23 protein-coding genes are annotated in these 22,065 nt (G+C 73.1%); 11 read left to right on the top strand and 12 right to left on the bottom strand.

Translation table 11 applies throughout. The features are described from left to right. Nucleotides 1-717 (bottom strand): PepSY domain-containing protein, encoded by a 717-nt coding sequence (locus ACFYE3_RS12545; protein WP_387609617.1) that lies wholly within the window; start codon nt 715-717, stop codon nt 1-3. Between the two features lie 159 nt (nt 718-876). On the opposite strand from ACFYE3_RS12545, the gene ACFYE3_RS12540 reads away from it, so the two are divergent. The 7 genes from ACFYE3_RS12540 to pknB are packed head-to-tail and all read left to right on the top strand — an operon-like array spanning nt 877 to nt 10,644. After that, on the top strand, nt 877-1,647 hold the full coding sequence (locus ACFYE3_RS12540) for an FhaA domain-containing protein (RefSeq protein ID WP_387609614.1): 771 nt from the start codon (nt 877-879) through the stop codon (nt 1,645-1,647). Then, nucleotides 1,648-2,145, top strand: coding sequence for an FHA domain-containing protein FhaB/FipA (locus ACFYE3_RS12535; protein WP_387609611.1), 498 nt, complete (start codon nt 1,648-1,650; stop codon nt 2,143-2,145). 3 nt (nt 2,146-2,148) lie between these two features. Beyond that, nucleotides 2,149-3,639 carry a PP2C family protein-serine/threonine phosphatase gene (locus tag ACFYE3_RS12530; RefSeq protein WP_387609609.1) on the top strand — a complete coding sequence of 497 codons (1,491 nt, stop codon included), beginning with the start codon at nt 2,149-2,151 and terminating at the stop codon, nt 3,637-3,639. Further along, nucleotides 3,636-5,393 carry an FtsW/RodA/SpoVE family cell cycle protein gene (locus ACFYE3_RS12525; protein WP_387609607.1) on the top strand — a complete coding sequence of 586 codons (1,758 nt, stop codon included), beginning with the start codon at nt 3,636-3,638 and terminating at the stop codon, nt 5,391-5,393. The genes ACFYE3_RS12530 and ACFYE3_RS12525 overlap by 4 nt, the downstream gene beginning before the upstream one ends. After that, complete coding sequence (locus ACFYE3_RS12520; RefSeq protein ID WP_387609604.1) at nt 5,390-6,835, top strand: peptidoglycan D,D-transpeptidase FtsI family protein; 1,446 nt, start codon at nt 5,390-5,392, stop codon at nt 6,833-6,835. Before ACFYE3_RS12525 ends, ACFYE3_RS12520 begins: the two co-directional genes overlap by 4 nt. Further along, entirely contained in the window at nt 6,832-8,589 is a 1,758-nt protein-coding gene (locus tag ACFYE3_RS12515) for a protein kinase domain-containing protein (protein ID WP_387609601.1), read from the top strand. The genes ACFYE3_RS12520 and ACFYE3_RS12515 overlap by 4 nt, the downstream gene beginning before the upstream one ends. Nucleotides 8,590-8,592: 3 nt before the next feature. Then, entirely contained in the window at nt 8,593-10,644 is a 2,052-nt protein-coding gene (gene pknB, locus ACFYE3_RS12510) for a Stk1 family PASTA domain-containing Ser/Thr kinase (RefSeq protein WP_387609598.1), read from the top strand. A 55-nt stretch (nt 10,645-10,699) separates the two neighbouring features. Here the strand turns inward: pknB and ACFYE3_RS12505 are convergent, their stop codons facing one another. Next, nucleotides 10,700-11,338, bottom strand: coding sequence for an anthranilate synthase component II (locus ACFYE3_RS12505; protein WP_368822876.1), 639 nt, complete (start codon nt 11,336-11,338; stop codon nt 10,700-10,702). A gap of 144 nt (nt 11,339-11,482) precedes the next feature. Between ACFYE3_RS12505 and ACFYE3_RS12500 the strand changes: the two genes are divergently transcribed. Then, complete coding sequence (locus ACFYE3_RS12500; protein ID WP_387609596.1) at nt 11,483-11,884, top strand: cell division protein CrgA; 402 nt, start codon at nt 11,483-11,485, stop codon at nt 11,882-11,884. Further along, complete coding sequence (locus ACFYE3_RS12495) at nt 11,881-12,087, top strand: hypothetical protein (RefSeq protein WP_387609593.1); 207 nt, start codon at nt 11,881-11,883, stop codon at nt 12,085-12,087. The genes ACFYE3_RS12500 and ACFYE3_RS12495 overlap by 4 nt, the downstream gene beginning before the upstream one ends. 83 nt (nt 12,088-12,170) lie before the next feature. On the opposite strand, the gene ACFYE3_RS12490 is transcribed toward ACFYE3_RS12495, so the two are convergent. The 4 genes from ACFYE3_RS12490 to ACFYE3_RS12475 form a co-directional block, all read right to left on the bottom strand. Continuing rightward, entirely contained in the window at nt 12,171-12,767 is a 597-nt protein-coding gene (locus ACFYE3_RS12490) for a YceI family protein (protein ID WP_387609591.1), read from the bottom strand. 130 nt (nt 12,768-12,897) lie between these two features. After that, a complete protein-coding gene (locus ACFYE3_RS12485; protein WP_387609588.1) occupies nt 12,898-13,602 on the bottom strand; it encodes a flavin reductase family protein in 705 nt (234 codons plus the stop codon). Nucleotides 13,603-13,771: 169 nt separating this feature from the next. Next, the gene (locus ACFYE3_RS12480) at nt 13,772-14,323 is read right to left on the bottom strand and encodes a flavin reductase family protein (RefSeq protein ID WP_387609586.1); all 552 of its coding nucleotides are present in this window, start codon (nt 14,321-14,323) and stop codon (nt 13,772-13,774) included. Nucleotides 14,324-14,344: 21 nt separating this feature from the next. Next, nucleotides 14,345-15,040 (bottom strand): alpha-ketoglutarate-dependent dioxygenase AlkB family protein, encoded by a 696-nt coding sequence (locus ACFYE3_RS12475; RefSeq protein WP_387609584.1) that lies wholly within the window; start codon nt 15,038-15,040, stop codon nt 14,345-14,347. Nucleotides 15,041-15,176: 136 nt separating this feature from the next. Here ACFYE3_RS12475 and ACFYE3_RS12470 point away from each other — a divergent pair, with 136 nt between their 5' ends. Beyond that, nucleotides 15,177-16,196 (top strand): LLM class flavin-dependent oxidoreductase, encoded by a 1,020-nt coding sequence (locus ACFYE3_RS12470; RefSeq protein WP_387609581.1) that lies wholly within the window; start codon nt 15,177-15,179, stop codon nt 16,194-16,196. A 75-nt stretch (nt 16,197-16,271) separates the two neighbouring features. Continuing rightward, nucleotides 16,272-17,111 (top strand): GDSL-type esterase/lipase family protein, encoded by an 840-nt coding sequence (locus tag ACFYE3_RS12465; protein ID WP_387609579.1) that lies wholly within the window; start codon nt 16,272-16,274, stop codon nt 17,109-17,111. Nucleotides 17,112-17,210: 99 nt separating this feature from the next. Here ACFYE3_RS12465 and ACFYE3_RS12460 read toward each other — a convergent pair whose 3' ends face one another. The 6 genes from ACFYE3_RS12460 to ACFYE3_RS12435 form a co-directional block, all read right to left on the bottom strand. Then, nucleotides 17,211-17,858: a DUF3618 domain-containing protein gene (locus ACFYE3_RS12460; RefSeq protein WP_387609576.1), complete on the bottom strand. Its 648-nt coding sequence runs from the start codon at nt 17,856-17,858 to the stop codon at nt 17,211-17,213. Continuing rightward, nucleotides 17,855-18,331, bottom strand: a complete 477-nt coding sequence (locus tag ACFYE3_RS12455; protein ID WP_387609575.1) for a phage holin family protein — start codon at nt 18,329-18,331, stop codon at nt 17,855-17,857. Before ACFYE3_RS12455 ends, ACFYE3_RS12460 begins: the two co-directional genes overlap by 4 nt. Continuing rightward, on the bottom strand, nt 18,328-19,137 hold the full coding sequence (locus tag ACFYE3_RS12450; protein WP_387609573.1) for a hypothetical protein: 810 nt from the start codon (nt 19,135-19,137) through the stop codon (nt 18,328-18,330). Before ACFYE3_RS12450 ends, ACFYE3_RS12455 begins: the two co-directional genes overlap by 4 nt. 138 nt (nt 19,138-19,275) lie before the next feature. Beyond that, nucleotides 19,276-20,214, bottom strand: a complete 939-nt coding sequence (locus ACFYE3_RS12445) for an SDR family oxidoreductase (RefSeq protein ID WP_387609571.1) — start codon at nt 20,212-20,214, stop codon at nt 19,276-19,278. Between the two features lie 162 nt (nt 20,215-20,376). Beyond that, the gene (locus ACFYE3_RS12440) at nt 20,377-21,189 is read right to left on the bottom strand and encodes an alpha/beta fold hydrolase (RefSeq protein WP_387609569.1); all 813 of its coding nucleotides are present in this window, start codon (nt 21,187-21,189) and stop codon (nt 20,377-20,379) included. Nucleotides 21,190-21,292: 103 nt separating this feature from the next. After that, entirely contained in the window at nt 21,293-21,901 is a 609-nt protein-coding gene (locus ACFYE3_RS12435) for a superoxide dismutase family protein (RefSeq protein WP_387609567.1), read from the bottom strand. Between the last annotated feature and the right edge of the window lie 164 nt (nt 21,902-22,065).

Raw genomic sequence — 22,065 nt, 5'->3', positions numbered from 1 at the left:
TCAGCGATCGACCTTGACGACGGAGCCGTTGGCCACGTTGACGTACACGTCCACCGAGGTGCCCTCGGGGTCGTCGATGTCGACCTCCCAGACGGTGGTGCCGTCCTCCGTGTCGAGCTGGGCGCCGTCGAGCGTGCCGTCGACCTCGTCCAGCGCGGTCCGGACGGCGTCCTCCATGGGGACCTGCACCTGGGCGATCCGCTCGCGGTCCTCCTGGTCCAGCTGGTCGTCGCCCTCCTGCGGGGTGACCTCGGAGCCGTCCTGGGCGACGTCGACCTCCTTCTCCCGGTCACCGACGGCGAGCTTGACCTCCCAGCCGCCCTCGTCGTCCTTGCGGTCGATCTCGAACACCTGGCCGCCCGTCACCGCCTCCTCGGCGGCCACGACCGCGCCCGCCACGGCGGCGGCCTCGCCCCCCGCGCCCGGCGAGGAGGTGGCGGTGCCCGAGGGGCTCGCGGAGGCGCTCCCGTCGCCGGTGGCCGAAATGGAGGGGGTCGCGGAGGCGCTCTCGTCGCCGGTCGCCGTGCCCGAGGGCGTGGCGCTCTCGTCGCCGGCGGTCGGACCCTCGGTGCCCGTGGGCTCCGCGGGGGCGCTGGTCCCGGCTCCGTCCGTGGTCTCCTCGCCGCCACCGCCACCGCCGTCACCGCATCCGGTCAGCAGGAGCGCCGAGAGCGCGAGAGCGGCCAGGGAGAGGGTCTTTTGATCAGTGTGCTTCATACCAGAATTGTTCCCCCGGCACAGCGTCCTGGCAAGGGGCCTCCCGCCGCGCCTGCCTCCGCCCACGCGGCTCTCAGGCGTCGCGTCTACTATCCTGGAGAACGCCTGACCCGGGACCGGGTGCATGCGCACCGTGATCGACGCCAGGAAGGAGGCGGCATGGGATTTCTCGAGAGCCTCGAGAAGAACATCGAGAAGGCCGTCCGCGCCACCTTCGCCACGGGCTCCCGCAAGCGGGTGGAGGCGGTCGAGATCGCCAGCGCCCTGCGGCGGGAGCTCGACCAGGAGGCGTTCACGATCTCCGCCGGCCGCACCATGGCCCCCAACGTCTTCGTCGTGGAGTTCTCGGACGAGGACTTCCCCCGCGCCCAGGACTGGGGCACGCCGCTCGCGGAGGAGCTGTGCGACGTCGTCATCAAGCACGCCCGCAGCCAGGCCTACACCCTCCAGGGGGCGGTGAAGGTGTCCTTCACCCGCAACCCGGAGGTGGAGGCCGGTGAGTTCCGCGTCCACTCCTCGGCGCAGCGCACCGCGGAGTCGCCCAACACCCCCGCCACCCCGAGCGGGCAGCGGATCGCCCGCGGCCACCGCCGGGAGGAGGACGAGCCGACGCGGTCCGTGCCCGTGCAGCACTGGATCCCGGTGCTCGACGTCGAGGGCGCACGGTTCTCCATCAACGCGGACTCGATCGTGCTGGGCCGCTCCGCCGAGGCGGACATCACCGTGGAGGACACCGGCGTGTCCCGCAGGCACCTCGAGATCCGGCGGCAGGGCGAGCACTTCGTGGCCGTGGACCTCGGTTCGACCAACGGTTCCTACGTGGACGGGGAACGGGTGATCGGCCGCACCGAGCTGGTCAACGGTTCCGTGATCACCATGGGTCGGACCAGGATCACGTTCCGCCTCCTGACCCCGAAGGGGAACCGCTGAATGTCCGAACTCACCGTCACCCTCCTCCGCTTCGGGTTCCTGGCCCTGCTCTGGATCTTCATCTTCAGCATCGTCGCCAGCCAGGGACGTGACCTGGCGGTCGGCGGGAAGCTCCCGGCGGTGCTTTCGAGGTCCCGCGCCGAGCGCCGGGGCCCCGCGGAGGACCCGGTGCCGCCGGCCGCGGGTCCCACCACCGGGCAGCGCTCCCGTCCCCAGACCCTGGTCGTCCTCGACGGCCCGCTCCGCGGCCGCAGCTACCCCCTGGGCAACGCCCCCGTGCTGCTGGGCCGCTCCCCCGAGGCCACCGTGCCCCTCGGCGACGACTACGCCTCGGGTCGCCACGCCCGGCTGTTCCCGCAGGGCTCCCGCTGGTTCCTCGAGGACCTCGGCTCCACCAACGGCACCTACGTCGGCCAGCAGCGCCTCTCCCGGGCCGTGCCGCTCGAGCCCGGGACCTCGTTCCGGGTGGGCAAGACCGTCCTGGAACTGAGGTCCTGACGCATGGCGATCGCCTTCCGCTACGCCGCGCGGTCCGACGTGGGCCGGGTCCGCTCGAAGAACGACGACTCCGCCTACGCGGGCCGCCACCTCGCCGTGGTCGCCGACGGCATGGGCGGGCACGTGGGCGGGGACGTCGCGTCGGCCTCCGCGGTCATGGACCTCACGAGCCTCGACCGGCCCGACCACCACGGCGACGGTGCCACCGTGCTCACGGACGAGATCCAGAACGCCAACCAGAACCTCGCCAAGCTGGTCCTGGGCAACACCCGTCTGGGCGGCATGGGCACCACCGTCACGGCCCTGCTGGCCGACCGGGACGAGCTCGTCGTGGCCCACATCGGGGACTCCCGCGCGTACCGGCTCCGGGGGGACGAGTTCCGCCAGGTCACCAAGGACCACACCTTCGTCCAGCGGCTCATCGACGAGGGCCGCCTGCGCCCGGACGAGGCCGAGTCCCACCCGCACAAGAACGTCCTGATGCGCGTGCTCGGGGACGTCGACGCCTCCCCCGAGATCGATGTGGAGACCCTCCGCCCGGAGAGCGGCGAGCGCTGGCTGCTGTGCTCGGACGGGCTCAACGCCGTGGTCCGCCCGGAGACCATCGAGTCCGTGCTGGGCTCCACCGACGACCTCAACCAGATCGTGGACACGCTCGTGGAACTGACCCTGGACCGCGGGGCCCCCGACAACGTGACCGTGGTGGTCGTCCAGGTCTTCGAGACCGACGACACCGCCCCCGTGCCGCAGGCCGGCGAGGCGCGCGGCGCGGTCCCGGACCCGGAGTCCGCACGCACCTCGGACGAGATCACCGGGGACGCCGGGACGCAGGGCGCCGCCGAGTCCTCGGCCGCCGCGCTGCGCCGCGACCTCGCCGCGCGCCCCCACCTGCTCGTGGGGGCCGCCGCCAACGCCACCCAGACCGGGCGCATCCCCACCGTGAGCGACAGCGTCCTCGAGCGCCGCGCGACCCTCCTGCAGACCTCCGCTCCCGACACCCTGGCCGACCCGCGGGACGTCGAGTCGGCGCTGCACCGGGCGGACGCCACCGTCCCGTCCCCGCGCCGGCGCCGCCACCGGCGCGCCGTCGCCGTGCTCGCGCTGGCCACGGCCGGGCTGCTGCTCGTGGCCGGGGGCTGGCTGACGAGCAGCTGGATCAGCTCCCAGTACTACGTCGGCGAGCAGCAGGGCAACGTGGCGATCTACAACGGCGTCTCCCAGTCGCTCGGGCCCGTGAGCCTCAGCGACCTCGAGCGCGCCACGGACCTGCGGGTCGACGACCTCCCCGGCTTCGCCCAGGAACGGGTGCGCAACGCCATCCCCGCGGGCAGCCTCGAGGAGGCGGAGCGGATCGTGCGCGAGCTGCGCGAGTCCATGCCCGAGGAGACCAGCGGTCCCGAGCCGCGCCCGACCGGCACCGTGCAGCGGGCCACCGCCTCGCCCGCGGCCTCCCCCACCGCCTCGCCCGCCGCCTCGCCGGGCGGTGACGGATGAGCGCCCCCGCCGGGACCGTCCCCCAGGAGGAGCAGGTCGAGGCCCAGCAGAAGCCGCGGCGGCTCACCGAGCTGCTCCTGCTCGTCCTCGCCGTGGGCATCGGCGTGGGCGCCAACGTCCTCGTGGACCCCGACCAGCTGGGCTCGGGAGACCCGCACATCCTCGTCTCCGGGCTGGTGCTGGGCATCGGCGCGCTGGTCCTGCACGTGGTGCTGCGGCTGCGGGCCAAGTACGCGGACCCCTACGTGCTGCCGATCGTGGTGGCCCTCAACGGGCTGGGCATCGCCATGATCCACCGGATCGACCTCACCACGGACCAGACGGCCGCGGGCTCGCAGGTGGTGTGGACGGCCTTCGCCATGACCGCCGCCTGCCTGGTGCTCTGGTTCCTCAAGGACCACCGGGTGCTGCGGCGGATCACCTACATCTGCCTGGTGCTCAGCGGGCTGCTGCTGCTCCTGCCCCTCCTGCCCGGTCTCGGCCTGGAGCTCAACGGCGCCCGGATCTGGATCTCGGTGGGCGGGCGCACCTTCCAGCCCGGCGAGGTCGCCAAGATCACCCTGGCCGTCTTCTTCGCGGGCTACCTCTCGACCAACCGGGACCTCATCCTGCTGGCCGGCAAGAAGATCGGCCCGGTGCGCCTGCCGCGGTTCCGGGACATGGCACCGATGTTCGCGGCGTGGATCATCGCGATCGGCGTGCTGGTGTTCCAGCGGGACCTCGGTTCCGCGATCCTGTTCTTCGGCCTGTTCGTGGCCATGATCTACCTCGCCACGAGCCGGCTGAGCTGGATCGTCATCGGGCTGCTGCTCGTGGCCGTCGGAGGGTTCTTCGCGAGCCAGGTCTTCGGCCACGTCGCGGCGCGCCTCGACTCCTGGCTCAACGCGTTCGACCCGGAGGTGTACAACCGGGCCCCGGGCGGTTCCGGGCAGATCGTCCAGGGCCTGTTCGGGCTCTCCTCGGGCGGGCTCTTCGGGCAGGGGCTCGGCCAGGGCCGGCCGGACCTCGTCTCCTACGCCAACTCGGACATGATCATGACCGCGTTCGGCGAGGAGCTGGGGCTGATCGGCCTGAGCGCCGTGCTCGTGCTGTTCTTCCTGTTCGTCACGCGGGGCTTCCGGGCCGCCCTGGGCACCCGCGACTCCTTCGGCAAGCTGCTGGCGGCGGGACTGTCCGCGGTCATCATCCTGCAGCTGTTCGTGGTGGTGGGCGGGGTCACCCGCCTCATCCCCCTGACCGGGCTGACCACCCCGTTCATGTCCGCCGGCGGCTCCTCGCTGCTGTCCAACTGGATCATCGCGGCGATCATCCTGGCGATCTCCCACACCGCCCGCCGGCCCGTGGTCACCGGTCCGGCCACCGAGGCCGACCTCGCCGAGGTCGCCGCCCACGAGGCCGCGCTGCGGGAGGCGGCGCGGCGCGACGAGCAGGAGCGCGCCGAGCGCCTGGAGCGCCGCCGGGACCGCCGCGGGAAGGAGCCGGACGGGCCCGAGCAGGACGGAGCGCCGGCGGACGGGGAGGACCGTGCCGTCGGGCGGCGGGGCGCCCAGCCCGACACCGCCCGTGGTCCGGCGGTGCCCGCCGACACCGCCGCCACCGAGCCGATCACGGCCGCGGGCCCGGGCGGGCACCGGGACGCCGAGGACGCGGACCACGACGGCGGCACCCCCACCGAGGCGATGTCCCGCCTCACCGACAAGGACCGCCGGAGCCCCGGCGGGTCCCGGAGCACCGAGAACGGAGGAGCATCGTGAACCGGGCGATCCGACACACCTGGGTGGCCGGCGTGGCCATCTTCACGGTGCTGCTCCTCGCGCTGACCTACGTGCAGTTCGTCGCGGCGCGCACCCTCGAGGCGCACCCGTGGAACAACCGCAGCCTCTACGACCAGTTCGGCGCGGACCGCGGGGCGATCCTCGTGGACGGCGACCCGAAGGCGTCCTCCGTGCCCTCGGAGGACGACTTCGAGTACCAGCGCGTCTACGCGGACCCGCTGACGTACGGGCACCTGACGGGCTACTTCTCCCTCGTCTACGGCGCCACGGGACTCGAGGCGGCCCTCGGCGAGGAGCTCTCCGGCGCCTCCGACGAGCAGTTCTACGACCGCGTGGTGTCGATGTTCTCCGGGAACCAGCCCACGGGCGCGTCGGTCGAGCTCACCATCGACCCGGTGCTGCAGCAGACCGCCGCCGAGGTGCTCGAGGGCCGGAAGGGCTCGGTCGTGGCGCTGGACCCGGAGACGGGCGCGATCCTCGCCATGGTCTCGAGCCCCGGCTACGATCCCAACGAGCTGGCCTCGCACGACTCGGGCTCCGTGATCGCCGCCGCGGAACGGCTCAACGCGGACCCCGAGGAGCCCCTCGTCAACCGGGCCGTCGCCGGCGACCTCTACGCCCCCGCCTCGACGTTCAAGATCATCGACACCGTGGCCGCCCTCGAGTCCGGGGACTACACCACGGAGACCCTGATCCCGAACCCCCAGGAGCTGCCCCTGCCCGCCACCGACGTGACCCTGCCCAACTACGTGGGCGGCGGGTGCACCGCCCGCACGGAGGCGGACCTGGAGTTCGCGCTCGAGCAGTCCTGCAACACGCCGTTCGCCTCGATCGCCCTGGACCTCGGGGAGGACGCGATCCGGGAGACCGCCCGGAACTTCGGCTACGGGGAGCCCCTCTCGGTGCCGCTCCAGGTGACCCCGTCGGTCTTCCCCGAGGAGCTCAACGAGGCCCAGCTCGCGCTGTCCTCGATCGGCCAGTACGACGTGCGCACCACGCCCCTGCAGGTGGCCATGATGAGCGCCACGATCGCCAACAACGGCGTGCAGATGAAGCCCCAGCTCGTGCGCACCGTGCGCTCCGCCGACCTGTCCGTGATCGAGGAGCTCAACCCCGAGCAGCTGCGCCGTTCCACGAGCGCGGACGTCGCCGGGACCGTCTCGGACCTCATGGTCGAGGTCGTCGACGACGGCATCGCCCGGGGCGCGGCCGTCCCGGGGGTCGAGGTGGCCGGGAAGACGGGCACCGCCGAGATCGGCTCGGACGAGGGCCTCAACGACTCCTGGTTCACGGGCTTCGCCCCGGCCGACGACCCCCAGGTGGCCCTCGCCGTCGTCTTCGAGGACGTGGACGTGGCGACGGGCGCCTCGCTGACCAGTCCGGGTGCCAAGCGACTCTTCGAGGCGGTGTTGAACAAGTGAGACCATCGTCGAGCACCGTCCTGGGCGGGCGCTACGCACTGACCGATCGGATCGCGATCGGCGGCATGGGTGAGGTGTGGAAGGCCAAGGACCAGGTCCTGGGCCGGATCGTGGCCGTGAAGATCCTCAAGGAGGAGTACAACGGGGACCCGAACTTCCTGCAGCGCTTCCGGGCGGAGGCTCGGCACACCGCGCTCCTGAACCACCCCGGTGTCGCCAACGTCTTCGACTACGGCGAGGAGGAGGGCTCCGCCTTCCTCGTGATGGAGCTGGTCCCGGGCGAGCCGCTGTCCAACATCATCGAGCGGCAGAAGACGCTCGCGCCGGACACCGTGCTCAACTACATCGGGCAGACGGCCCGGGCGCTGGCGGCCGCGCACGCCCAGGGGCTGGTGCACCGCGACGTGAAGCCCGGCAACCTCATCATCACCCCGGACAACCGGGTGAAGGTCACGGACTTCGGGATCGCGCGCCTGGCGGACCAGGTGCCGCTCACGGCCACCGGGCAGGTCATGGGCACCGCCCAGTACCTCGCGCCGGAGCAGGCCACGGGCCAGACCGCCACGGGGTCCTCGGACATCTACTCCCTGGGCATCATCGGCTACGAGTGCCTGGCCGGGCGCCGTCCCTTCACCGGGGAGTCGCAGATCGCGATCGCCCTCGCACAGGTCAACGACCCGCCGCCGCCGCTGAAGGACAGCGTGCCCGAGACCGTGCGGGCGCTCCTGATGTCGATGCTGGCGAAGGACCCCACGGACCGCCCGGCCACGGCCGGCGCGCTGGCCACCGCCGTGGACGCGATCCGCCGCGGGGACGAGGACGCGGCGGTCGCGGCCGTCCCCGGGATGCGCCCGTTCCTCGACCTGCCCGACGACGACGCCACCCAGGCGTTCGAACCGGTGCGCGACGAGCCGACGCAGGTGCTGGACCGCGAGAGCACCGCGGTCGCCGCGGCCACCGGTGCCGCCGCGGCCGGAGCGCCGCGGCCCATCACCGCCGAGCTGGACGTCGTCGACGGTCCGCGGGGGCCCGAGGACGACGCCCGGGGCCCCGGCACCGATCCGGTCCGCCCCGAGGAGCGCCGCGGGCGCCGCTCGGTGTGGTCGTGGCTGCTGCCGGTGCTCCTGGTGCTGCTCGTGGTGGCGGGACTGCTGTGGTTCTTCCTGCTGCGCGACCCGGCGCCCGTGAGCCAGGAGCCGTCCCCCACGGGCACCGTCTCCACCTCGGCGGTGCCCGGCGCCCCGACGACTCCGGCGGCGGAGCCGCCCGGCGCGGCGGACACCGTGGAGGTCCTCGCCGCCCGGTACGAGGGCCGGCCGGTGGACGAGGTGGTGCAGGAGCTCTCGGACCTGGGCTTCCCCGTGGAGCGGGAGGGCCGCACCGCGGACGAGGAGGAGAACACCGTCCTGTCGCTGAACCCCGTGGGCCAGGTGGCACGGAGCACCACCATCACGGTGGTCTACTCGACGGGCCCGGACACCGTGGAGCTCCCCTCCGGGATGGTCGGCCGGGCCGCCGACCCGCTGATCGACGAGATCCGGTTCCTGGGCGTGAACATCATCCGCTACGACGAGACCACCGAGGACGCCGAGCCCGGGACCGTGCTGCGCACCCAGCCCCTGGGCGGGTCCACCGTCCGCCCCGGCGACACCATCGAGATGTGGGTCGCCGCGGCGCCCGAGACCTCCCCCGACCCCACCACCGGATCGCCCTCGCCCACCGCGACACCGACCGGACCCGGCCAGGAGGGCTGAGCCGTGCCGGGCCGGAACCCCGTCCCCTCCCTGATCAACGACCGCTACGAGGTGGGCGAGACCATCGGCCGCGGCGGGATGGCCACCGTCCACCTCGGGCGGGACCTGCGGCTGGGCCGGCGGGTGGCCATCAAGGTGCTGCGCCCGGAGCTGGCCCGGGACGGCACCTTCCACGAGCGGTTCAAGCGCGAGGCGCAGTCCGTGGCCGCCCTGAACCACCACTCGATCGTCTCGGTCTACGACACGGGGGAGATCCTCGCGGCGACCGACGAGGGCGTGGACCGGCCGTACATCGTGATGGAGTACGTGCCCGGCCGGACCCTGCGGGAGCTGATCCACGAGAACGCCGTGACGCCCCAGGAGGCCGTGGACATCACGCTGGGCATCCTCGACGCCCTGGAGTACAGCCACCGGGCGGGCATCGTCCACCGGGACATCAAGCCCGCCAACGTGATCGTGACCCCGGAGCGGCAGGTCAAGGTCATGGACTTCGGCATCGCCCGGGCCGTGGAGGACACCTCGCCGGCGCTGACGCAGGCCCAGGCGGTCCTCGGCACCGCGCAGTACCTGTCCCCGGAGCAGGCCCGGGGCGAGTCCGTGGACGCCCGCTCCGACCTCTACTCCGCCGCGTGCGTGCTCTTCGAGATGCTCACGGGGCGGGCGCCGTTCGTGGGCGGGTCCTCGGTGGACATCGCCGCCCAGCACGTCCGGGACCGTCCCCCCGCGCCCTCCGACCTGGACCCCCGGCTCGGCGGACGCGTCGACGACTTCCTGGCGAAGGCCCTCGCCAAGGACCGTTCCGCCCGTTTCCAGGACGCCGGGCAGATGCGCCGGGCGCTGCGCGAGCTGCGCCCGGCGGTGCCGGGGGACCTGGACGCCACTCAGCCCCTGCACGCGGTGCGGCAGCGGGACGAGGACACGAAGACCCTCCCGCCCGTTCCCGTTCCCGTGCCAGCCGCGGCGGCGGAACCGCCGACGGCGGCGGGCGCGGCGGTCGTCGCGTCGCCGGTGGCCGCGAGCGGCCCGGCGGGCGGCTCGACCCCCGCCCGGCGCCCCCGGCGGGGTCCCCTGCGCACGGCGCTGATCGCCCTGCTCGCCCTCGCGGTCCTCGCCGTCCTCGGGGTCGTGGCCCTCCAGTGGGTCCAGGACCAGCGCGGCGGACCCGCGCTCGTCGCCGTCCCCCACGTGGCGGGGATGGACGCGTCGGTGGCCGAGACGGTGCTGCGCAACGCGGAGCTGGTGCCGCAGCGCGAGGAGGTCTTCGACGACGAGGTGCCCGAGGGCGACGTCGTCGGCACCGACCCCGTCGCCGACACGCAGGTCGAGGAGGGTTCCACCGTGGTCCTCGGCGTCTCGAGGGGGCCCTCCCGGGTGGAGGTCCCCGACGACCTCGTGGGCCGGTCCGAGGAGGACGTGCGGGACGCCCTGGAGTCCGCCGGGCTCGAGCCCGGCGCCACCCGCTCCGCGAACAGTTCGTGGGTGCCCCAGGGGATGCTGGTCGCCACCGACCCGGCCGGCGGGACCACCGTCCCGAGCGGCTCGGAGGTGCAGCTCGTGCTGTCCACGGGACGGGTGACCGTGCCGCAGCTCGTGGGCCTGAGCCGGGAGGAGGCGGTCGCCGCCCTCGGCGAGGACGCGGTCCGCCTGTCGTCCGAGGTCGTCGCGACCCCCCGGGCCGGGGTGCCGGCGGGGCAGGTCGTGGACCAGAGCGTCGACGCCGGCCAGTCCGCACCGCAGGGATCGACGATCACGCTCACCGTGGCGGTGACCCCGGAGCCCGAGCCGATCCCGGAGCCGACCCCCTCGCCCACCCCGTCGCCCTCCCCGGAGGCGACCGAGGACGAGGAGGATCCGGAGGAGACCGTCGCACCGGACGACGAGGACGCGTCCGAGCCCGGCGCCTCCCCGGACGAATCCGCCGACACGCCCCCAAACGACTCTCCCGACGCCGAGGCGCTCGACGACGGCGAGCAGGACAGCATCCCGGAGCGCGCGGCCGAGCGGGCGCGCGAGGCGCTCGACCGGGCGGCGGAGCGCGAGTCCCGGCGCGACTAGCGGCCGGGCCGAGGAGGCGCCGGGGCGAGGACCCGCGCGGGCGGGCGGCGCGCGGTCAGACGGTGATCAGCGGGGACAGCGACGCGGCGGCCCGCGCCGCGCCCTTGAGTCCCACGAGCTCGAGCCAGTTGCCGAGCATGAGGTAGCCGCCCTCGGTGAGGACGGACTCGGGGTGGAACTGCAGCCCGTGCAGCGGGGCGCTCTTGTGCCGCAGCCCCATGATCACCCCGTTCGGGGTGCGTGCGGTGACCTCGAGGACGTCGGGCACGGACTGGTCCACCACGGCGAGCGAGTGGTAGCGGGTCGCCGTGAAGGGGCTGGGCACCGCGCCGAAGACGCTCGTGCCGTTGTGCTCCACCCGGGAGGTCTTGCCGTGCATGAGCTCCTCGGCGTGGGTGACGGTCCCCCCGTACGCCTCCGCGAGGGCCTGGTGGCCGAGGCAGACGCCGAGCAGCGGCTGCTGCGTCTGCTCGGCGTGGCGGATCAGGGCGGTGCACACGCCGGCGTCGGCGGGAGCCCCCGGCCCGGGCGAGAGGAGGACGCCCTGGTGCTCGTCGGCAAGCGCGCACGCGGCGGCCTCGTCGAGGTCGTCGTTGCGGATCACCGTGGTCTCGGCGCCGAGCTGCTCGAGGTAGCCGACGAGGGTGTAGACGAAGCTGTCGTAGTTGTCCACGACGAGGATCTTGACGGTCACAGGATCTCCTGGGAGTGGGGTGCCTCTCGGCGCGTGCGCCCGTCCAGCTTACGCGCCCGCGGGAAGGCACGCACCGGGCGGCTAGACTGGTGCACCGGACCCCCCCCGCCGTGCAGACGGCCCGCTTGGTGACCAGGAGGATCAGTGCCCGAGTCCAAGAACCGCCGCAAGAAGCCGACCCGCCGTCCGGGCGGCTCCGGACGGACCGCCCCGGCCGCCGCCCCGCCCGTCGACGCGGAGCTGGTGCGGCTCGCGGCGGAGGGGCTGCCCGGCGGCTCCACCGCCTTCGACCCGGAGGCCACGGCGAACGCGGTGGCGCAGGAGCTCACCGAGCGCTCCCGGCACGGCTCCCCGGAGGCCCATGCCCCGACGCCCACCTGGTACAAGGCCATCATGCTCGGCCTGCTGGTGGTCGGGCTGCTGTGGCTCATCGTCTACTACCTCTTCCAGGGCACCTACCCGGTGCCCGGGATCGGCACGTGGAACATCGGGGTCGGTCTGGCCCTGATGATGGTGGGACTGATCATGACGACGAAGTGGCGGTGACCTCGGTGTCCCGCCCCGGCACCGGTTCCGAGGACCCGCACGAGTCCTCCCCCAAGCCCCTCAAGGACGAGATCGCCGAGTCCCGGCCGGGGGACGGCCGGAGGCTCGATCCCGCGACGTTCGAGGTGCGGCTGCGCCGGTGGGCGCTGCTGCTGCTGATCGCGGGCCCCGCGCTCTGGTTCCTGGCGCAGCAGTTCCGCTAGCCCCGGTCACGGCACCGACGACGGTGGCCCGCCCCCCTCCCGGGGTGCGGGCCACTGTCGTGCGCGGAGCGCTCGTCGGGGACTCAGGCGCGGGCCGAGACGGCCTCCTGGCCCTCGACGGTCTCCTCGGGGTCGTTCTGCGGCGCGGTGAACGCGACGTCGAGGCTGATGACGACCTTGTCGGAGACGAGGACCCCGCCGGCCTCCATCGCGGCGTTCCAGGTGATGCCGAAGTCCTTGCGGGAGATGGTGGTCTCGGCGGAGAAGCCGGCACGGGTCACCCCGAAGGCGTCGACGACCACGCCGCTGAACTCGGTGGCGAGCTCGACGGTGCGGGTCACGTCCTTGATGGTCAGCTCACCGGTGATCGTGCCCTCCTCGCCGTCGAACGCCACGGCGGTCGAGGTGAAGGTCATCGTGGGGTGCTCCTCGACCGCGAAGAAGTCGGCGCTGCGCACGTGGGCGTCGCGGTCGGCGTTCTTGGTGTCGATGGTCGCCATCTGGATCGTGGCGCTCAGGGTCGAGCTCTCGACCGGGTCGGTGACCTCGAGCTGCGCGTCGACCTCACCGAAGGTGCCGCGCACCTTGGAGATGCCGGCGTGGCGGACGGTGAAGCCGACCTCGGAGTGGGCGGGGTCGAAGGTCCAGGAACCGGGGACGAGACCGTTGAGCTGGGACATGGTGTTCTCCTTGGGGTGAGCGACGAGCAGGTGGTTGCTTCGTCAACTACTCTAGGAGCATCTTGGTGATGTGTCAACAACAAGGTCGGACGAATCTCCGGACGTCGGCTCGGACCCCGCCGCCGGACGCTCAGGCCTCGGGGTCCAGGGCGGAGCGGTCGTTGAGCTCGTGGAACCGGCGGCGGTGGTAGACGAGCGGGACGCCGGTGCCCTCGTGGCCGAGGACGTCGACCACGGCGGCGTTGAACACGAGGGCGGGCCCCGCCTTGATCCGGGCCAGCGGGATCGCGCGCAGGACCCGGGCGACGCTCAGCAGCCGGGGCTCCCCCGTCTCCAGGTACTCCCAGGGCATGTCCGCGCCGAAGCGCGGCGCCCCGGAGACGGCGAAGGACCGGGCGAGGTCCAGGTTCTCGGCGTCCAGCAGGTGCACCAGGAAGGAGTCGGCCTCGGCCAGCAGCGCGGCCGAGCCCTGGCGGGCCTGCAACGAGAAGCCGAGGATCGGCGGGACGGCCGACACGGAGGACACCGAGGACGCCGTCAGGCCCACCGGCCCCTCGGGGCCCCGTGCGGTGATGATCGCGACCCCCGCCGGGTGGTGGGCGAAGGCCGCCTTGAACGCCTCGCCCACGTGCTCGAGGTCCTGGAGGTGGTCGGCCGGGATCTCGAGGTCGGCGACCTCCGCGGCCGCGCGCTCGGCCGGCGGACCGGGCGGTGGGACCGCGCTCAGCCGGGACTCCTCCGCCGTCCGCGCAGGCGTCTGCTCCGGCGTGCCGCCGAGGGACGCGCCGTCGTCGTGCCCTCGACGAGGCCGGCGTTCGTGGTGCTGGGCCGCCATGGGAGTCCTTCCGTGGAGAGCTGTGGGTGGATGCCGCCGGGCGGCCCCACCCGTCCACGCTACGACCGGAACCGGAGCGGGAGTCAATCGATTCCGCCGCTGACGGGACGGGGTTCACCCGACGTCACAGTCTTGCACGGGCGCCGTTGCCGTGTCCGGCGCCCCCGGGTCACCGGGCCAGGCTTCGGTAACCGCGGGCGTAGTGCACCAGCGGGTCGTCGGCCTGTGCCTCGGCGACCCCGCGGCCCATCGCGGTCACCTCGCCCACGACGATCCGGTGCGTCGCGGCGGTGTGCACGGCCACGGTGGAGAGCTCGAACCACGCGAGCGCCCCCTCCAGCACGGGGGCCCCCGAGCGCGGCGCGCGCCGGAAGTCCACCCCGTCCAGCAGGCCCTCCACGGGATTGCCCGGGCTGGCGAGCCAGTTGGCGACGCCCTCCTGGTCCCGGCGCAGCACGGAGAGCGTCCACGCGCCGGAGGACTCCACGGCGTCGCAGATCCGCCCCTCCTCGAAGAGGCTCACGAGCATGGTGGGCGGGTCGTAGGAGACGTCGAGGAACCCGGTCACGGTCGCGGCGACGTCCCGCCGCCGGTGCCGGGCGGCCACGACGGCCACGCCGGACGCGATGTCCGCGGCGAGCAGGCGGTAGGCGCCGACGTCCTCGGCGTCCGGGGCCGCAGGGTCGACGAGGTGGGCCGGTGCGGGGTCGGGGAGCTCCATGACGCCAGTCTGGCACGGGGCTCAGCGGTCCGGCCGGGCCCGGCCCGTCATCCGGAGGGTCAGGTTCAGCCGCCCGCCCTTCATGCCCAGCGCGGCCGCCCCCGTGCCGGGGCGGACCCGCGGCACTCCGTGGAACGCGTAGCGGGAGGGGCCGCCGAAGACGAAGAGGTCGCCGCTGCGCAGCTCCACGTCCCGGTACGGCGCCGAGCGGGTCTGCGTGTTCCCGAAGCGGAAGACGCAGGCGTCCCCGAGGGAGAGGGAGACGACGGGCGCGGCAGAGGCCTCGTCCTTGTCCTGGTGCATGCCCATCCGGGCGGCGGCGTCGTAGTAGTTCACCAGAGCGGTGTCCGGCCGGTAGTCCTGCGCGTCCGGGCTGCCGGGCCCGTAGGCCTCCAGCACGGCCCGGCGGCCCAGCGCGGTCAGCCACGGGGGCATGTCCGGTGCGCGCTTGCGCTCCCCGGTGCGCAGGTACCGGTAGGGCGCCCAGTCCCAGCCCAGCGTCGTGGAGCGCACCGACATCCGGCCGCCTCCCGGGAGCACCGCGTGCCGCATGGGCACCGGGCCCACGGCCCACTCCCGGCAGTGCTGCACGAGCTCCTGCTGCTCTCCGGGCCCGAGCCAGTCCGGGACGTGGACGGCACCGGGGGCGATCTCGGCGCGCTCCCGCGGCAGCTCGAACAGCTCGGGCGCCGAGAACGGGATCGAGGGGTCGGTCATGCCGCCGAGCGTAGCCGCGACCGCCGACACCGCGCGCGGCGCTCCCCCGGGCGGCGCCGGTGTGCGCCCGGCCACGGCGGCCCCGGGCGGAGAGGAGTAGCGTGGAGGGTCTCCTGATCCCCGTGAAAGGTCCGCCGTGCCGCTGCCCCTGTCCGTCATCGACTTCGCCACCGTCCGCAAGGGCGCGTCCGTGGGCGAGAGCTTCGCCGACTCCGTGCGGCTCGCCCAGCACGCCGAGCGCCTGGGATACTCGAGGGTCTGGTACTCGGAGCACCACAACATGCCCACGATCGCCTCCTCGGCCCCGGCCGTGCTGATCGCCCACGTCGCGGCGCACACCTCCACCATCCGCCTGGGGGCGGGCGGCGTCATGCTGCCCAACCACTCCCCCCTGGTGATCGCGGAGCAGTTCGGCACGCTCGCCGAGCTGCACCCCGGGCGCATCGACCTGGGCCTGGGCCGGGCCCCCGGCACGGACCTGCGGACGGTGCGGGCCATGCGCCGCGACCCCTCCGCCGCCGAGCAGTTCCCCCAGGACCTCCGCGAGCTGCAGGGCTATCTCAGCGGGCACTCGATCGTCCCGGGGGTCAGCGCCGTGCCGGGCGCGGGGACGGACGTGCCTCTCACCGTCCTGGGGTCCTCGCTGTTCGGCGCCCAGCTCGCCGCCGCCTACGGGCTGCCCTACGCTTTCGCGTCCCACTTCGCCCCCGACGCCCTCGTGGACGCCGTGGCCGTCTACCGTGCCGCGTTCCGGCCCTCCGAGCAGCTCGCGGAGCCGTACGTCATCGCCGCCGTCAACGTCATCGCCGCGGACACCGCCGAGGACGCCGCCGAGCAGCTCGGGACCGCCCGGCGCGAACGGGTGCGCGCCATGGTGGGCCGCGGCCGCGAGCTGAGCGAGGCCGAGCTGGACATGGTGATGGACAGCCCCGCCGGACAGCAGATCCTGCACATGCTGCACTGGTCGACCGCGGGCACGGGCGCCGAGGTGCGGTCCTACCTGGAGGACTTCGCGACGACGGCGGACGCTGACGAGCTCATGATCGCCCCCGCCTCGCCCTCCGCCGACCAAGTGTTCCGCTCCATGGCGACCCTCGCGGAGGCCTGGGCGCAGGACACCGAGGCACATCTTCCGTCCGGGTCGTCGCGACTGTAAATTCGGGGAACTGCCGGCGTCCGCCGCCACGGCGCCGCCCCCGGGAGGCGCCGCCCCTCCCGAAAGGTCCTCACCATGCGCTCCGCCCCCCTCCGCCGCACCGTCACCGCCCTGGCCTCGGCGCTTGCCCTCGCGGGCACGGCCGCCTCCCCGGCCGCCGCGGCACCGCGCACCATCGAGCTCGTCAACCTCGGCGACTCCTACTCCGCGGCCTTCGGCACGGGCGGTTACCAGCAGGTCGAGGACCTTCCCGGCTGCGCCCAGGGGACGGGACGGGACCACGTCGACAAGCTGGAGTCCCACCCCCGCATCGAGGTGACCCTGGACGCGGCCTGCGCCGGCGCCACCACGGAGGACGTGCGGGGCCTCGTCTCCGTGCCGTTCGTGGGCGACGCCCTCGCGGAGGCCGACGTGGTGACGCTGACCATGGGGGGCAACGACATCAGGTGGGGCCGGTTCATCCAGGCGTGCAGTGCTCCGGCGGAGGCCCAGTACGGCCCGGGGCCGTGCGAAGCCATGCTCGCGCAGGCGCCCTCGCTCATCGCCGGCGCCGCCGCCTCCGCGGCCGAGACCGTCACGGCCATCGACGCTGTGGCGGACGCGCGGATCGTGGTGCTGGGCTATCCGTGGCTTTTCGACGACCGGCAGGACACCCCGCTGCTCTCCGCCGAGCGGGCCGCCCAGCTCAACGACTGGACCGACGAGCTCAATGCCGCCCTCGCGGCGGCCGTGGAGGAGGAGGGCGCCGTCTTCGTGGACGTCACCGACCGCTTCCGCGGCCACGGCGTCGGCTCGGCGGACCCGTGGATCCTCTTCGGGCCCGGAGCGGGGGACCACAACCTGCACCCGACCGAGCGCGGTTACCTCTCCGGCTACTTCCCGGGGCTGCTCGGGCAGGTCGCCCGGGCCCGCTGACCGCTCCCCGGCCACGACGAAGGCCCCGGATCGTCGATCCGGGGCCTTCGTCGTGCCGGTGCGTCACCGGGTCCCGGCCGCGGGGCGGCCGGGCGATGCTCAGGCGTTCTTCGTCTCGTCCTTGACGGACTGCGCGGAACCCTGGGCGGAGGACTTCAGCTGCTGGGCCTCGTCCTGGCCCTGCGACTTGACCTCCTGGGCGCCCGACTGCGCGGTCTCCTTGACGGACTGCGCGGCCTCCTGGGCCGGCTCCTTCAGGTCCTGGGCGACCTCCTGCGCCATGCCCTTCGCGGACTCGACCACGTGCTGGGCGTGGGGCTGGACCCGGTCCGCCGCGTCGGCGACGAGCTCCTGCTCCTTCTGGGTGGAGGGCAGCAGCGAGCCGACGAGCCATCCGGCGCCGAGGGCGATCAGACCGGCGGCCAGCGGGTTGCCGCGCGTCTTCGCCTTGGCCGCGGCCGGGGCGTTCTGCACGGCGTCGCGGGCCTGGTCGGCACGGTGGGCCGCCTCGCCCTTGACGTCACCGGTGGAGTAGCCGCCCACGGTGAACTCGTCGCCGGAAGAACCCATGACTCGCTCCCTCACTCCCTGCACGGTGTCCTGGACCTTGCCGCGGACCTTGTCCTTCTGCCGCTCGACGACGCGATCGGGCGTCACCTTCTCGGCGACGGCATCGACGTCGGAGTTGAGGCGAGCACGAGTGGCCTCGATGTCGGCACGGATCTGTTCGGGGTTCTGCTGGCTCATCGGTTCTCCTTCTTGGAGGGCTTCACGGTCTCCGGGATCTCGGTGACCGTCTCGCGGGTCAGGGGCAGCGGGTCCTGGGTGGCCTCGGCCATCTCCCGCTTGCCCTCGTTGAGGTTCTTCTTGCCCATCGCGGCGAGGATGCCGGCGATGATGGCCCAGAGGACCGCCACGATGACGGACGCCCAGACGAGGCTGTCCACGAGGTTGCTCAGTCCCCACATGAGGGCGAGGGAGAGGAAGAGGAGGACGAAGTGACCGGCCACGCCTGCCCCGGCGAGCATGCCGGCGCCCTTGCCCGTGCTCTTGGCGGACTCCTTGGCCTCCTGCACCGTCTGGGTCGCCTCAGCCTTGGCGAGAGCGATCTCCTGCTGGATGAGGGTGGAGAGGTTCGTGCTCAGCGACTTGAACATCTCGCCGAGCGACTCGTGCTCAGCCCTGTTCTCAGCGTCCGAGGGAGGAATGGGGTGACTCATCGACGGTCGCCCTCCTGGTCCGGGTAGACGGTGCCGGGCACGCGGTCGGTGTAGGTCCGGGCTGCCTCGCCCTGCTCGTCGGAGCGGTAGGCGTAGGGGTCGGCGGGGGTGTAGCCCGAGGTCTCGGTCGCCGTGAGGTTGCGATCGTAGCCCTGGTCGTAGACGGCGCCCGTGGCGACGCCCGCCCCGGCCGGCGTGCCCTGGCCCTGCTGGCCGGAGACGCCGAAGAACTCCTTGGCGCCCTGGCGGTCGGTCGCGATCTCGTCGCTGTCCTTGACGCCGCGGGTGGCGCGGCCGGCGAGGAGCCCGACGCCGGCGGCCACGGCCAGGAAGGTGCCGGGACGACGCGCCGCGAACCGGCGGACATCCGCCAGGAGGTCCTTGGCGTCCTTGTTCTCCAAGGAGGAGGCGAAGGAGTCGACCCGGCCGGAGACGTTGCCCAGCAGGCCCGACACGAAGTCGGTCTCGGGCTTCTCACCACGGGACAGGGCGCTGATCTCGTCGCTCACGGAGCGGACGCTCGAGGCGATGCGCTCCTGCTGGGGCGCCACCTGGTCCTTGAGGTCGCTCCGGAGCTGGCCGAGGAGGTTCTGCGCCTGAGCGGTGACCTCCTGCTTCACGGCTCCGGCCTGCTCCTTGGCCGTCTCCTTGACGCGCTGGCCGGAGTCGGCGGCCTCGTGCTTCAGCTGGCTCGCCTCGGCCTTGGTCTGCTCTGCCGCGACGTCCTTCTTGGAGCTGGTGCCGGTCTGCGCGGCGTGGCTCGAGCCGGCGTCGTAGGGGGTCGGGTCATAGGGATTGGTGGTCATGATTCCGCCTTTCTGGAACACTTCATAAGTCCACTGATGGTGCGGGCTGGTCCTAGCCTAGGTCGAAGGCTCCACTGAACCAAGTCCCTCCGCCGGATCGGCGCGTCTTCCGCGCGGTGGCCGCACGGAAGGCGGGTCTCACGGCGACGGGCTGCCGCCATTGACGTTCAGCGTCTCCCCGATGACGTAGCTGGACTCGGACGAGGCGAGGAAGACGTAGGCCGGGGCGAGCTCGGTGGGCTGGCCGGCCCTGCCGAGGGGCGTCGACTGCCCGAACTCGGGCAGCGCGTCCTTCGGCTGCCCGTCCGAGACCTGGAGGGGGGTCCAGAACGGTCCGGGCGCCACCGCGTTGACACGGATGCCCTTGGGTGCCAGCTGCTGGCCGAGGCCCTTGGTGAAGTTGTTGATCGCCGCCTTGGTCGACGCGTAGTCGAGGAGCTCCGGCGACGGCTGGTAGGCCTGGATCGACGTCGTGTTGATGATGGAGGACCCCTCGGGCAGGTGCCGCAGCGCCGCCTTGGTGATCCGGAACATCGCCAGGATGTTGACCGTGAAGGTGTCGACCAGCTGCTCGTCGCTCAGGTCCTCGAGGCTCTCGACCGCGACCTGCTTGCCGGCGTTGTTGACGAGGATGTCGAGCCCGCCCAGGCCGGACACGGCGTTCTCGACCAGGGTCGCGCAGAAGTCCTTGTCGGACAGGTCACCGGGGAGGAGGACGGCCGTGCGACCGGCCTTCTCGATGACGGCCTTGACGACCTGGGCGTCGGGCTCCTCGTCCGGGAGGTAGTTCAGGGCGATGTCGGCGCCCTCCTTGGCGAACGCGATCGCGACGGCCGCGCCGATGCCCGAGTCCGCCCCGGTGATCAGGGCCTTGCGCCCCTCCAGGCGGCCGGTCCCCCGGTAGGAGAACTCCCCGCGGTCGGTCCTCGGCTCGAGCTCGACGTCCAGGCCCGGCTCGGGCTGGTCCTGCGTCGGGGGCGACAGGACGGGGTATCGCGTCACGGGGTTCTGGAACGCGAGCTGGTCCACCGTCTCGCGGTCGGCGTCCTCGGGGTTTCCGTCGTTCGTCTCGGTCATGCCCACTCCTCTCGTCGTGCGGTGTGTGAACAGCATACTGACTACTCCGCCGAGATGACACCGGTTCTCTCTGAGAGAACAGGCCACCCCGTGCCCCCGCGGCGGTGGGACCGCTCGGGGAGCACGGGGGACGAGGACACGACGCCGCGGGGCGGCCCGCTCTCAGGCGTCGAGACGGCGCAGGAAGGCGTCCAGGGCGTCGTCGAAGGCGGCGGGCTGCTCGATGTTGGGGGTGTGCCCGGCGCCGTCGACGACGACGAGCTCCGCCCCGGGTGCCAGCTCCGCCATCCGCCGGCCGGCGCCGCCGTCGAAGGCGTCGTCCGCGCCCACCACGACCAGCACGGGGATCCGGGCGCCGCGGAGCAGCTCGGTGAAGTCCCGGCGCTCGGCGCGCCCCCGCATCGCCGCGGCGGCCCCCTTCGCGGGAGCGCCCTGGAGCATGGCCAGCACCTCCGCCGCCACCTCGGGCCGGGACTCCACCGTGGACTCGGCGACCATCTTGGCCAGGACGTTGCGGCCGTACACCTCCATGCCGCCGGTCAGGATGGCGTCCGCCGTGACGTGGCGGCGTCGCCGGCCAGCGGTGTCCTCCGCCTCGGGGACGGTGTCGTTGACGACCAGTGCTCGCACCCGGCCGGGGTGCCGGTGGAGGAGCTCCATGGCGACCTGCCCGGACATGGAGAACCCGACCACCACCGCCCGGTCGACCGCCAGGTGCTCGAGCAGTCCGTCGACGTCGTCGGCGAACTCCTCGGTGTAGACGATCCCCTCGGTGACCTCCGACTCGCCGAAGCCGCGCAGGTCGGGGGCGACCACCCGCCAGCCGCGGCCGGCGAACACCTCGATCTGCCGGGCCCACATGCTCCGGTCGTAGGCGTGGCCGTGCAGCAGGAGCAGCACCGGCCCCTCCCCCCGGTCCGTGTAGGCGATGGTGACCCCGTTGATCCGGGCGGTGGCGGGACTGACGTCGGGCATGGTGGGAGACCCCTCTCGAGGGCGTACGGCAGGAACCCTCCCAGGGTAGCGAAGGACGCCGCCGCGGGAGCGGGGCCTCACCCGCCGCCGGTACGGACCGCGGTCACTCCACGACGCCACAGGCCAGCCGCGCCCCGGCGTCGCCCGTGCCGAGGGTCGCCTCGTCGGGTCCGTCGGGGGCGTACCGCTCCGGGACGTTGGCGTAGTTGTCGGGGCCCGAGTGGATCATCACGGCGCTGCCGTCCTCGTCGGCCACGAGGTCCTGGACGCCGAAGCGGTCGGTGACGACCGTGAGGAAGCCCAGCCCGTCCTCGGTCACGAGGAGAGCAGGGAGGTCTCCGGTGTGCTCGGGGTGCTCGGCGTCCGCACCCCCGAGGTGGCCGCCGGCGGAGAGGAAGGCACCCGTGGTACCGGGGTCGCCCGGTGCGGTGCTGTCCGGCTCGCAGAGACCGGTCGCGTGCACGTGCAGGCCGTAGAAGCCCGGCTCGAGCCCCTGCACCTCGGCCACGACCTCCGTGCCGGCGGAGACCTCCGAGAAGCTGACGCTGCCGACCTCGGCGCCCTCCGCGTCCCGGAGCACGGCACGGGAGCCGGCACCGGCCTCCGCGGCGGCCGACGTCTCTGCAGTGGCCGGCGTCTCCTCGACCCCGGCGCCCTCGCCCCCGCCGCAGCCGGCGAGCATCAGGGCGGTCGTTCCGATCACTGCTGCCATCAGTCTGCTCCGCCGCACGGCTCCTCCTCGTTCCACCGGACCCTGGTCCTCGACCATAGGCCGTGGTGGGAGGGGATTCAACGGCAAGGGTGGGTTAAATGCGGGGAGCCCCCGCACGGTGTGCGGGGGCTCGACCCTTGGTGGTGTGGTCCGGCGGTGTCCTA

This window comes from Kocuria arenosa (genome assembly GCF_042879215.1).
Lineage (GTDB): Bacteria > Actinomycetota > Actinomycetes > Actinomycetales > Micrococcaceae > Kocuria > Kocuria arenosa.
Note: the sequence above shows the minus strand (reverse complement) of the source record. Positions and strands in the feature narration are given on the sequence as shown.

Coding starts and splice junctions, on each gene's coding strand:
- ACFYE3_RS12535 (WP_387609611.1), top strand. CDS start 1,648: ATGTCCGAACTCACCGTCACCCTCCTCCGCTTCGGGTTCCTGGCCCTG.
- ACFYE3_RS12530 (WP_387609609.1), top strand. CDS start 2,149: ATGGCGATCGCCTTCCGCTACGCCGCGCGGTCCGACGTGGGCCGGGTC.
- ACFYE3_RS12465 (WP_387609579.1), top strand. CDS start 16,272: ATGCGCTCCGCCCCCCTCCGCCGCACCGTCACCGCCCTGGCCTCGGCG.
- ACFYE3_RS12450 (WP_387609573.1), bottom strand. CDS start 19,137: ATGACCACCAATCCCTATGACCCGACCCCCTACGACGCCGGCTCGAGC.
- ACFYE3_RS12440 (WP_387609569.1), bottom strand. CDS start 21,189: ATGCCCGACGTCAGTCCCGCCACCGCCCGGATCAACGGGGTCACCATC.
- ACFYE3_RS12540 (WP_387609614.1), top strand. CDS start 877: ATGGGATTTCTCGAGAGCCTCGAGAAGAACATCGAGAAGGCCGTCCGC.
- ACFYE3_RS12525 (WP_387609607.1), top strand. CDS start 3,636: ATGAGCGCCCCCGCCGGGACCGTCCCCCAGGAGGAGCAGGTCGAGGCC.
- ACFYE3_RS12480 (WP_387609586.1), bottom strand. CDS start 14,323: ATGGAGCTCCCCGACCCCGCACCGGCCCACCTCGTCGACCCTGCGGCC.
- ACFYE3_RS12460 (WP_387609576.1), bottom strand. CDS start 17,858: ATGAGCCAGCAGAACCCCGAACAGATCCGTGCCGACATCGAGGCCACT.
- ACFYE3_RS12490 (WP_387609591.1), bottom strand. CDS start 12,767: ATGTCCCAGCTCAACGGTCTCGTCCCCGGTTCCTGGACCTTCGACCCC.
- ACFYE3_RS12545 (WP_387609617.1), bottom strand. CDS start 717: ATGAAGCACACTGATCAAAAGACCCTCTCCCTGGCCGCTCTCGCGCTC.
- ACFYE3_RS12445 (WP_387609571.1), bottom strand. CDS start 20,214: ATGACCGAGACGAACGACGGAAACCCCGAGGACGCCGACCGCGAGACG.
- ACFYE3_RS12475 (WP_387609584.1), bottom strand. CDS start 15,040: ATGACCGACCCCTCGATCCCGTTCTCGGCGCCCGAGCTGTTCGAGCTG.
- ACFYE3_RS12455 (WP_387609575.1), bottom strand. CDS start 18,331: ATGAGTCACCCCATTCCTCCCTCGGACGCTGAGAACAGGGCTGAGCAC.
- ACFYE3_RS12485 (WP_387609588.1), bottom strand. CDS start 13,602: ATGGCGGCCCAGCACCACGAACGCCGGCCTCGTCGAGGGCACGACGAC.
- ACFYE3_RS12435 (WP_387609567.1), bottom strand. CDS start 21,901: ATGGCAGCAGTGATCGGAACGACCGCCCTGATGCTCGCCGGCTGCGGC.